The organism is Cupriavidus necator A5-1, assembly GCF_000744095.1.
GTDB classification, from domain to species: domain Bacteria; phylum Pseudomonadota; class Gammaproteobacteria; order Burkholderiales; family Burkholderiaceae; genus Cupriavidus; species Cupriavidus necator_A.
On record NZ_JQLI01000008.1, the window covers coordinates 2,319,675 to 2,330,832 of the forward strand.

Consider the following 11,158-nt stretch of genomic DNA (forward strand, 5'->3'; position numbering starts at 1 on the left):
CGCGCTTAGGGGACGTGAAGCCCGCAAATACGGCTTGGCGGGCGGAGGGCAACACGCACGGACTGGCAATCTATATAGAGAAGGGGGCGAAGCTAGGTATGAAAGCGCTAGGCTTGCTTCTCGCCATATCAATGGCGGTAGGGGTTGCGCCGCACGCCAGTGCAATTGGATGCCAATATGACATGCAGTGCAAAGGGGAGCGAATTTGCGAGCAAAGCGAGTGCGTCTCCCCTGAGCAACCCGCTAGGGTTCCCCCAGCGACGAGGAATTTCCCGGCACCTGGGCAGCCCGCCAAGGCTCCCCCAGCGATGAAGAATGTCCCGGCACCTGAGCAACCTGCCAAGGCTCCCCCAAGGACGAAAAACGTCCCGACACCTGAGCAACCCGCCATGGCGTCCCCAGCGATGACGAATGCCCCAGCACTTTCGACTGAGTTTCGTTATTGCTGCACTAAGGTCGGAAAATTCCCCCTCGACCGAGAACCGAACGCGGAGGGCATTGCCGTCAACCGGAGCGATACCTGTCATGGGATAACCAGTTATGGGACGCCTCTCCCAGGTACGCCGTGCAATTGAAATGTTTCCGGCTCTGTCCGAGTGAGCCGCTGCAATCCCGCGCCGCTCTGACGCTGGCTGCACTGGGTGTCGTCTACGGTGACATCGGTACCAGCCCCCTTTATGCGGTCAAGGAAACCTTCAATCCCGCCCACGGGATCCCGCTGGCCCCAGAAAACATACTTGGCGGCATTTCCGCGATCTACTGGGCGCTGATGGTGGTCGTCTCGCGTAAGTACGTGATACTCATCATGCGGGCGAACAATAAGGGCGAAGGCGGCATCATGGCACTGCGAGCTGTTGCGCACCTTATTCCTCTGCACGTGGAAACCATGCCACATCAGGAGGAAGCCGTGTGGAGAAGCGGGACCACGACCGTTTGTACCGAGGGGGCCATTTCCTAAAATGTTTCACGGAAGCGGTCGGCTCGGCCACGCTGCACAGGGGAATCCAATGGCAGAGAACCTGATCTCCGAAGGCGCACCCCGGCGCAAGGCGCGAGTCCACCCTTCGAAGGAACCAGGCCTTGCGCATGAGCCGTGCGACCGGCCACCTGCCGACGCGTCTGACGAGCGGCTCGACCGGATCGTACGTGCGGCCCTGGCAGCTGCCACCGGCGGCGTCTCGCCGGCGACCCTCTGGCTGGCCTGGCTGGACTGGGCAATGCACCTGGCCGTATCTCCGGGCAAACTATATGCGCTGCTGCAAGCCCCGAAGCAGGTACAGGACCGACAAGCCGGCCCGGCCGCCCAAAGGGCCGGCGATCCGCGCTTTGCCGATCCTGGCTGGGGTCACTGGCCTTACAACTGGCTGCGTGATGCGTTCTTGCGCACGGAATCGTTCTGGCACGAGGCCACCACCGGGCTGCCCGGTGTCTCGCCGCATCATGAAGCCGTCGTCAATTTTTCTGCAAGGCAATGGGTCGATATGCTGTCGCCGAGCAACTTCGGGTGGGTCAATCCCGAAGCGCTGCGGATCGCCGCTGAAACGGGTGGCGCAAACTTCGTCGCTGGCGCCAGGAATTGGCTGGAGGACCAGCAGGGCGTCATTGCGGGCATTGCGCCAGGCATCACGCGCCGGCAACGCGCGCGTCACGCGGTCGGCAAGGATGTCGCCATTACACCGGGCAAGGTGGTGTATCGGAATGGATTGATCGAGCTGATCCAGTACGCGCCGCAGACGCCGGCAGTGTGGCGCGAGCCGGTGCTGATCGTCCCCTCGTGGATCCTCAAGTACTATATTCTCGACCTCTCGCCCCACAATTCGCTGGTGCGCTACCTGGTGGAGAACGGTCACACGGTCTTTATGATTTCCTGGCGCAACCCTGGCAGCGACGGACGCGAGCTTGGCCTCGATGACTATCTGGAGGATGGTCTGTTCGTCGCCCTGGCCCGTGTGCGCGAGATCACGGCCAACGCGCCGATCCATGTGGCTGGCTATTGCCTTGGTGGAACCCTGGTGGCCATTGGCGGCGCGGCGCTGGGCCGCGAAGGTGAGGGCAAGGACGCCGAACTGAAGACGGCGACGCTGTTCGCGGCACAGACCGATTTCGGCGAACCAGGGGAACTCGGGCTTTTCATCGACGCCAGCGAGCTTGCGTACCTGGAGGCGCTGATGTGGGAACAGGGCTACCTGGACGGCCGCCAGCTGGCCAACGCCTTTCAGCTCCTACACGCGCGCGATCTGATGTGGTCCCGCCTGACTCGCGAATACCTGCTCGGCCAGCGTGCGCAGGCAACAGACCTGATGGCCTGGAACGCCGACACCATCAGACTGCCTTATCGACTGCACAGCGAGACGCTCGAGTACCTGTACCTCCATAACCGGCTGGCCGAGGGCAAGCTCTGCGTGCACGGACATCCGATAGCGCTTACGGACCTGAAGCTGCCGATGTTTGTGGTCGGCACCGAGCGCGATCATGTGTCGCCATGGCCATCGGTCTACAAACTGCGACTGTTGACGCGGGTGCCGATCAGCTTTTTGCTAAGCTCAGGCGGACACAATGCGGGCATCGTCTCGGAGCCGGGCCATGGCGGGCGCCATTATCGCTTCAGCACCGGCAGCGAGGACGCCCGCTACCTGAGCCCGGGCGAATGGTTCGCGCAGACGCCGGTCACGAACGGGTCGTGGTGGCCGTGCTGGCAGCATTGGCTCGTTGCGAAGTCCGCCGGGAAGATCGCGCCGCCGGCTACGGACGTGAACCTGGGCGAAGCGCCTGGCAGGTACGTCCTTGAACCCTGAGTCTGGCGCGGGCGGCGTAAAAATCCGGGATATCTGCTTTGTCTCCCGCATGCGAGCGGCCTGCAAGTCCATGTGACAGAAGCAGGCTACTTGAGCGTGCGCTCGTACATGCCAGTGACGTCGTCCATCACCTGAAGAATTCGCTCGCTGGTCGTGGCAATGTTTCTCAACTGCTCCGCTCGACTGACACCGGTTTGACTGAGCGCCTCTTTAAAGAACAGCCACTGGGAACCGGCAAGCTGCAGTTCGCCTCGGATTGCTGCAGTGTTTTGTGGTGCCGAGGTCAGCAGTTCCTGCGCGGCGGCGAATTCCGTGGTAGCCGTGTCCAGCTCCTGCGTCATCTGGGGGGAGGTGATACCCCAGGCGCGTAACATGCTGATCTTGGCGATTCTCTGCGAGAGCATTCGCTGGCGGCCGGCAACGTTGATCAGCTTTGCCGTAGTGGTGCCGGAGAATCTCTCCAGCTGTACGGTACCCAGTTGTGCAAGCCTCAGTACCTCCTCGCTCATTCTTGCAATTGTCTTCCCGTTCTCGAGATTCGGTTCGCTGCTGGACAGCAACTGCTTATAGGAAATCCAAGCCTGTTCGAGTCTCGCGTAGGTGTCCTTGATCTCCGACGTAGGCGCGAACGCCTGCAGATCCATGAGTTGCTTGTCGAAGAGCGCGACTGACTGCTCCAGGATCCGCTTGGCGCGTTCGACTTCAACACCGATGCCAGCCTGGCAATAGGCCTTGGCCATGCGCTGGGACAGCATGCGCTGGCGGCCCGCTTTGTTGATGGCCGAGTTAATGGTCAGTGTTTCGGCCGAAGCGGTTCCGGCCAAGGCAAGCGCCAGGACGCTGTAGACGATCAGGCAAACGACGCTGAGGTAACGTTTCAAGGCAGTCTCCGCATCAGTGTCCGACGGAATTATTCTCCGCGCCGTTCGAGCCAACGACGTGGCGTATCAACTGATCCATTTCCTTGATGATGCCTGCAAGCACTTCCGTGATCACCGAGAACTCCTTGCCGTACTGCCCGGCCCGCGCCGCCGAGATGCGCCCATTCATTGCGACGATGTTCGCCTGCATCGAAATGCCGGTGAGGCGCTCGACGAGATCGGTCTGGCGCTTGCGAACCGTGACCTCGCAGCGGTGCATTTCCTCCTGATAGGCCTGCGTAACGGTCTGCAGCAGTTCAAGTATTGGTGTGGCCTGCGCGACCAGTGCATCGAGTGCTGAGGCACGCCGGTTGGTGTCGGCTGTCGGTGCGTCTATCGCTGTCCTGACCTGGCCAATAAATTCGCGGATACGTGCATCGGCCCGCGCATTGCCAAAGTACAGCTGCTCCAAGGCGCCGGAGAATGCGCCGGGCAACCGCTCATTGCCCTTCACGAGATCCGAATGCGCCGACTCGAACATCGCCAGGCACTTCCGGACGATATCGAGCGCCGCGGGATCGCCGCGCGAAGCGAGCAACATATGAAGGACGATCCGTTGCGACAGCATGCGCTGCCTTCCGGACAAGTTGATCAACGTACCGATGGTCTCGGCCGACACTTCGGTCGGGGGTAGTGGGGTAGAGGAAGCGTTCATGCCATCCTTTGCAGGGGAGTGTCGACGCAGACGCGCACCGCGCTGACTGGCAAATCAGGCGCCCGAAGCCAGAGCAGACCGTTTCCCGGCAGGCGGTCATTTCGCTTCGCGGCGCCAATGCACCGTACGCCTTCTTCGGAACGTGTCATAGCGATGTCAATTTGTTTCAAGGCCGCTGGCCTGTGTGCCCCAAACGCAATATGTGTGCCATACCTCACGCAAGTCGCGGAGGGCTGAGAAGCAGGGAGAAAAGGGTCCATTGCACTAGTCTGGTGCCTGATGTGCATAACGATGCGTGCGTTGGGAGAAGTTCCGGAAGGGGGGAGGCGACAGTCCGGGCCGGGATTCTCTGCTATGCAATGCCTGCCTGAATGACTCGCTGCAACTCGGCGGGACAATGTGCGCGGCTGGGTCCCAGCCAGCGTCGGCGTCGGTGGCGACGCGAATTGCGGTCCAGGAAGTACTCGGGGCTCGCACTCGAGCAAAGCTCTGCCTGAAACAAGGCCTGGACAGGTCCGCTAGAATAGGCGCTTGATCGTGTTTACACACGAGTGTTTGGATTGCGCCGGGTCAGAGGATTGCAGCGATGCCCTGGCGATCGGTCTTTCCTGTGCCCTCATATGAAGTTGAAATGATAAAGACGAAAATCTCGATCATGGCATTCGCGCTTGCCGCCGTCAGTTCGTTGGCGCATGCGAGCCTGGCCACGGATGCTCGGGCCTTCAAGGATGGCGTCAAGACAGCAGGAAAGAAGACCGGGCATGCTGTGCGCGATGCCGCGCACGCGGTGGGCCGTGGTACGACGGAGGCCGGCCACACCGTGGCTGACGCAACAAGGCACGGCTATCACGCGACGAAAAGGGCGGTGAAAGGGCACGAATAGAGATCGCGACCCGACCGCAACGCCGAGCGGCAGAGCTGGGACGGGACCGGCGACATGCCGCCTTGGCTCCGCGCGGTGCGGCGACAAGTGGCCCAGGGCGCCTGCCATGGCGAGCGGGCGAGGGCACGGTCCCCCTTGTGATAGCGAATTTCCCTATCTTGGCATACCCCCATGTCAGGCGAAGGATTCACGAGTGCCCGCCCGAGCCTGTTCGCTCCCAGGAAACACTGGCCGGGCTCGTTCCTCTGTACGGCAACCAGCCGCGTCGGCAGGCAGCTTGCTCCTCTGGTACGGATCGGGCAAGACCTCCATCTGCGCCCATGGGGCGTTGTCGACGGGATCGAGATCGAGGCAGTGTTTGAAGTCGCTTGCTGCCAGGCGCGTGCCTAGAAGCTTGCCAAACGCATCGAGCTGGACCTGCGAGATCAGTCCTGCGCTGCCGCCGAGCGCTGGGCAGATGATCCACGTCGTGCCGTCTTTGGCAAAGATGCGCAAGCGCCTGACTTGGTCGGCCGGCTGGATTGCGTGCTCTTCGCTGGCGAGCCCGCCTAGAGAGAAGGCTTCGAGGTATTCGTCGGTATGGCGATGGCCCAGACAAACGACCACCTTCGGGCGCCAGCGGGCGCAGGTCTTTGCGAGAAACCGGAAGCGTTCGCCATGCCGGCACAGATCCTCGTAGCGCGTCTGTGGGACGAGTTCGGGCTGGCCTCGGAACGCTTTGGACCAAGGCGTTCGTCCATCGAGTTGGGCAGGCAGGGGAAACAGGCTGAGCCTGAACTCGGCGCCCCCAGGCGCGTAGAGATGGCGCCAGTAGTATTGTTCCCAGTCGTTGTCCGCGAGCCGAACGCGCAGTGCTTCAGCCCGCGCGGCGGCCATGATGCGGGCAATGTACTGATGGCCGAGCCACTTGCCCATGTTTTCCCGCTGCCGGTGGCGGAACACGGCGTCCCAGGCGGGCGGCGCCACACGCGGCTGCAGCGGCGCGACAAGGGGCTCCAACCAGGCGCGCGGGCTTCTGTCGCATATCCAGACGGGAGCTCTTGGGTTGCCTCCTTCCATCCCCACGTACGATGCAAAATAACGATCCAGTTCCTGACGCGCGAATACCCCTGAGTGCTGCATATTATCCCTTGCTGCCTGGTGGGACCCCCATACATCCAATGCCGCAGCATGCCGCCGCCTCTGGGGCGTGCGTGCCACTGTGGTCGTCTAAAAAGCTTTTTCTGCAGGCGGGGCGCGAACGGGGTCAGTGCCGCCCTCGCGGGCGGCATCCTTGTGCCGATGGGATCTTGACGTAATGGCCCGCCCGGTGCCATGGCACCGGTAATTGCTAGTCGTTCCTTAATGCCGGCGATATCTGGTTGCCTGCGTAATCACAGGACCAGGCCAGTACCCGCATGCCGCGCTGACAGAAATGCAGCCGCGTAGCTGCCGATGACGAAAAGCAATGTCGACTGAATAAGAAAATGCAAGCTGGCCCTTTCGTGGGTCCAGGCTATATCCGTTCTTATGTGATTGTTGTCACTGACGCAAACTGATACTGCTTTTGTATTGCCTGGGCATTACCCGCTTATCGATGGCACACGCCAAGGAGAAAAAATCAAGATTTCTCCAAGCGCGCAGCCACGCGGCATTCCAGCCCGGTTGCTTTCTTATCCCCGATTCCTCTGCAATTGCGGTCAATTTAACCAAACCTGGCGGAAATAGGAATTCCAATCTTTTAAGGTCTGACATAAGCAGCTTTGCTGCACTGCGATATTTCTGGGGTTACCCCATTTCAATCCCCTCCATGGAGGGGATTGAAATGGGGACGCCTGAACGTCGTGCGCTCTGCGATCAGTGCAGGCGTGGCACATTCGCGGTGAGTCGGCATACTCGACGACGTTTCATTTGCTATACATACTTTTGCCGGTCGTTTTGGCCTAATACTTCTTCATTAGCTGTTTAGCGCGCCGCACCCCGCTCCAGTGGGGATTGATAGCATTTTCAGGGCGCTGGATTCCGGTGGCCGCAGTGCCTGCCGAAGCCTCCAAGAACTACTCTCCATGGTCGGCAATGCCTTGTCCCTCAAGGCTTTGCGGGAATCCCGAAGCCCGAGGCGAAAGCGCAACGCGCTTAATGCCGTGCGCTCCGACATCATCCTGAGCGCCAGCGGCGCGGCAAGTGCGCAGCTCGTCCATAGAGCCGATTTTCCATTCCAAATCCGCCAGCTAGATTGACCTCATCGTTGGCGATCGCCAAAGCCATCGAATTTACGTGCTTAAAAAAACCGGGGAAGGGGGTTCATCCATGAAACGCATCCATATGAAGCTGGCGGCCTTGCCGCTCGCCTGTCTGGTCATCACGGTCGCAGGTTGCGGGGGAGGCGGGGGCGACTCGACGGCTACCAACGCCGCCGCCGCAGTCCCAAGCACGGGAACGCCAACGTCACCCACGACGCCAACGCCGGCCGCGGCCAGCAGCAGCGCCACGCTGTCGGGTACCACCGATCCGGGGCCCGATGTCGGTAAAGACGGGGACTTCTACCTGAATACCGTGACCTGGATGCTGTTCGGGCCCAAGGCAAACGGCGTGTGGCCAGCAGGGGTTTCGGTTGCGGGACCGGCGGGCGGGACAGGCGCCAAGGGCGACACAGGGGCCACCGGCAATACCGGCACGGCCGGCAACACCATCCTGTCCGGCTCGGTCGATCCGACCGACAGCGTCGGCAACAATGGCGACTACTACATCAATACCGCCACCTCGACCCTGTTCGGGCCCAAGGCGGACGGCACGTGGCCGCCGGGCGTCCAGCTGGGTGGCGGCACGGGGTCGCCGGGCAGCGGCGGCGGCACCGTCCTGGCGGGCGCAGGAGCGCCAGACAACAGCGTCGGCAACAATGGCGACTACTACCTCGATACCAACACCTGGACGTTGTATGGGCCCAAGGCCAATGACGTCTGGCCGGCAGGGGTCTCGCTGGTCAGTCAGCCGGGGGGCAGCGGCAGCACCGGCGGCACGGGCGGCAACACTGCCGGCAATGGCGGTCACATCCTGTATGGCAGCGGTGCGCCGACCGACGGCATCGGCGTCGATGGCGACTTCTATTTCGACACCTCGACCTCGACGCTGTACGGTCCCAAGCAGGACGGCAAGTGGCCGACCTCGGGCGTGACCATGACGACGGGCACCGTCTACAACGGCAATTTCAACGTGCCAGACACCCTCAGTCGCGGACGCTATGCCATGACCGGCGCAGGCGGGGCGGTTCCCTTGCCGTCGGACTTCGGCGTCGTGATCCCCTACGATTGCAGCCGTGTCACGCTCACTGCCACCACACTCGGTAAGGTAAGGGGAACGCTGGACATTTCGGTGCACAAGGTGACAGGGTCCGGCGCGTCAGTGACCATCACGCCCGTCAGCAATCTGAGCTGCAAAGTCACCAACGGCTTGCAGAACTGCAGTAAAGAGGTGCCGTCCGGAACCGTCAACCACAACGACAAGCTGCAGGTACAGGTCGACAACAACCAGGCCACCGAGTGGGGAGGCCTCGCCGTCAACCTCGCCTGCATCAAGTAGGCACGTTGGATGGCGGCGCGCGTCTGGGCCGGGGGGCAGACGCGCGCTTGAGCGGCGGCAGGACACATTGTCCTGCCGCCTTTCTGTTCCCCATGGGGCCTGGCATGGCGAACGACTGCGTACAGATCGTTTGGTCTGAGGGCGAAGAAAGAGGGTGTAGGCGCCACAGGGATGCGCCTACACCCTTAAGTTGGCAACGGGGTCGCCGCTTGGCATTGTGCTGCATCGCAGCATTATCGGTACCCCTCAAGCGATGGGAAACACGAGGGCAGGGTAAAGACGAACTCGGCCGGGGTGACGCCTGGGGGAATTCTGGCTGGATATGCTGAGGAAGGGCCAGAGGCGTTAACGCGGAGCCGTACTGCCCGGCGCAGGCGATTGCTTCCCCGACTGGGAGGGCCGATTCAGACTTCCGAGCGCTTCTCCTTGATCAGAACGACCGCACCGAAACTCAGCAGGCATGTCGCTGCCATATACCAGGCCGCCGACATGGGATTGCCGGTCAACTTGATCATTCCTGTCACGATGAACTGCGCGGTGCCGCCAAACAGCGCAACGTTCAGCGCATGCGAAATCGCGGCGCCGCTGGCGCGCACCCGTGCAGGAAATGCTTCGAGCACAAGAAGGGTGCCAACGGCGGCGCCAAGTGCCACCATTGTGCTGATGAGCCCGACGCCAACCAGGACTTGCAGCGTGCCGTCTGCACGCACAATCATCAGGAACACCGGAAAGACCAGGAGCACTGTGCATCCCGCAGTGAAGAGGGCCAGCGGCTTGCGGCGGGCCAGTCGGTCGATGAGAAGGCCGGACAGCGGCGGGATGACAGTCAGCAGCAGCGCGGACACCGTCGATGACAGGAATCCGGTGATGGCAGAAACGTGCATCACGCGATGCAGATAACTTGGCATGTAGTAGACGATGACGTAGACCGGGATCGTTGGCCCCATCCTGATCAGGATCGCCAGGAGCATTGTCCTGCGATGCTCGCGCCACAGCTCGGCGAGCGGCGTGGCCGCATCTCTGCCCTTTGTGTCGACGAGCGGCGCCTCGCGAAGCTGACGGCGAACGTAGATGCCAACTGGCGCGATCAGGAGTCCGATCAGGAACGGAACACGCCAGCCCCAGGAAGCCAGATCCTCCGGCGACATCATCTTCGTGAGAAGCGCGCCCAGGGATGCTCCCAGCAACGCAGCCGCGCCCTGGCTCACGAACTGCCAGCTGACCACGCGGCCACGACTCGACACCGGTCCGGTTTCCATCACGTATGTCGCGGCAACGCCGATTTCGCCGCCGACGGCAAAACCTTGCAGCGCCCGGCCGATGATGACGATGAGCGGCGCAGCCTCACCGATCATTGCAAACGGCGGGCAGAGGGCGATGGCCGCCGTCCCGATGGTCATCAGGACGATGGTTCTCGTCATTGCCGCGCGGCGTCCGACACGGTCGGCATAGGCACCGATCATCATCGCGCCAAGCGGCCGGATGAGAAAGCCAACGCCAAACGTGCCCACTGCCAACAGCAACGAAGTCAGAGGGTCTTCCGCCGGGAAGAACTGGTCTCCGATCATCGCCGCGAAGAATCCGAATACGGTGAAGTCAAACGTTTCCAGTCCACTGACGAGAGACGTTGCGACGACAGTCTTTCGGAGTTCGCTTTTCTGAGTGTCTCCTTCCCCCATCTCAACGCTCAATGCTCCTATTCGTATCTTTCCCCACCTAAGCGTGGGGCCCACCAAAGCAGGGTAAGACCCGATCCCACCCCCATCAATAATCAACCCCGGCAAGCATGACCCCTTGCCCATCCCGTTAGGGTGTAGGCCTCCCTGTGCCTACACCCTTCTTTTTTGTGCTTTGGCAAATTGCGGGAAGAAGGGCGTGAGTACAGAGGCGTCCGGAAATCCGGTGGGCAAGATGCGCCGGCTCAGACAATCCTGCAGGCCAAGAACACGGCAGAAAGAAAAGCAGCATGCTGCCTGGCCCGGGATGAAATGCGCAGCCGCATGACGGAATCTCCCACGCTCGACGAGGCACGCATTCTCGCTCAATACCGCTTCGCGCACATCCCTCCTTTTTGCGGGTCCACTCTTATGGGGGGATAGAAAAATCGCTAAAAACGCCATTTGTGCCTTGAAGATGTAGCCGATGGAGCCATACACTTCGCCCGTCATTCGCGTAATGACGCAGTGCAAAAAGAGCGCGCCACCGCGCCGAGCAACACGAAGCCAACACCGCCAGGTTCAAATCCGCAGGCAGCGCAAACAAGCGGAAAGGCACCAGCATGTGCCATGTCGGACAAGCGGAATCCCCGCAACACAGCCCGCTCAGGAGACGGCGGACAATGCGGGCC

Annotated in this window: 9 protein-coding genes; 4 read left to right on the forward strand and 5 right to left on the reverse strand. The window is 61.6% G+C overall.

Translation table 11 applies throughout. The features are described 5' to 3' along the window. Nucleotides 1-565: 565 nt before the first annotated feature. Nucleotides 566-958: a KUP/HAK/KT family potassium transporter gene (locus K307_RS34865; RefSeq protein ID WP_268989238.1), complete on the forward strand. Its 393-nt coding sequence runs from the start codon at nucleotides 566-568 to the stop codon at nucleotides 956-958. A 49-nt stretch (nucleotides 959-1,007) separates the two neighbouring features. Beyond that, entirely contained in the window at nucleotides 1,008-2,795 is a 1,788-nt protein-coding gene (locus tag K307_RS34870) for a PHA/PHB synthase family protein (RefSeq protein ID WP_042885595.1), read from the forward strand. A gap of 86 nt (nucleotides 2,796-2,881) precedes the next feature. On the opposite strand, the gene K307_RS34875 is transcribed toward K307_RS34870, so the two are convergent. Both K307_RS34875 and K307_RS34880 read right to left on the reverse strand, forming a co-directional pair. Next, on the reverse strand, nucleotides 2,882-3,676 hold the full coding sequence (locus tag K307_RS34875; RefSeq protein ID WP_042885596.1) for a type IV pili methyl-accepting chemotaxis transducer N-terminal domain-containing protein: 795 nt from the start codon (nucleotides 3,674-3,676) through the stop codon (nucleotides 2,882-2,884). Between the two features lie 13 nt (nucleotides 3,677-3,689). Beyond that, on the reverse strand, nucleotides 3,690-4,370 hold the full coding sequence (locus K307_RS34880; RefSeq protein WP_042885597.1) for a methyl-accepting chemotaxis protein: 681 nt from the start codon (nucleotides 4,368-4,370) through the stop codon (nucleotides 3,690-3,692). Nucleotides 4,371-4,956: 586 nt separating this feature from the next. On the opposite strand from K307_RS34880, the gene K307_RS34885 reads away from it, so the two are divergent. Continuing rightward, nucleotides 4,957-5,253, forward strand: a complete 297-nt coding sequence (locus K307_RS34885; protein WP_329955945.1) for a hypothetical protein — start codon at nucleotides 4,957-4,959, stop codon at nucleotides 5,251-5,253. Between the two features lie 174 nt (nucleotides 5,254-5,427). Here the strand turns inward: K307_RS34885 and K307_RS34890 are convergent, their stop codons facing one another. Continuing rightward, a complete protein-coding gene (locus tag K307_RS34890; RefSeq protein ID WP_230626264.1) occupies nucleotides 5,428-6,219 on the reverse strand; it encodes a transcriptional regulator in 792 nt (263 codons plus the stop codon). A gap of 1,323 nt (nucleotides 6,220-7,542) precedes the next feature. Between K307_RS34890 and K307_RS34895 the strand changes: the two genes are divergently transcribed. Beyond that, complete coding sequence (locus K307_RS34895; protein WP_042885601.1) at nucleotides 7,543-8,811, forward strand: hypothetical protein; 1,269 nt, start codon at nucleotides 7,543-7,545, stop codon at nucleotides 8,809-8,811. A 404-nt stretch (nucleotides 8,812-9,215) separates the two neighbouring features. Here the strand turns inward: K307_RS34895 and K307_RS34900 are convergent, their stop codons facing one another. Next, nucleotides 9,216-10,502, reverse strand: coding sequence for an MFS transporter (locus K307_RS34900; protein ID WP_230626266.1), 1,287 nt, complete (start codon nucleotides 10,500-10,502; stop codon nucleotides 9,216-9,218). Between the two features lie 138 nt (nucleotides 10,503-10,640). Further along, nucleotides 10,641-10,979 carry a hypothetical protein gene (locus K307_RS48175; RefSeq protein WP_155301323.1) on the reverse strand — a complete coding sequence of 113 codons (339 nt, stop codon included), beginning with the start codon at nucleotides 10,977-10,979 and terminating at the stop codon, nucleotides 10,641-10,643. Between the last annotated feature and the right edge of the window lie 179 nt (nucleotides 10,980-11,158).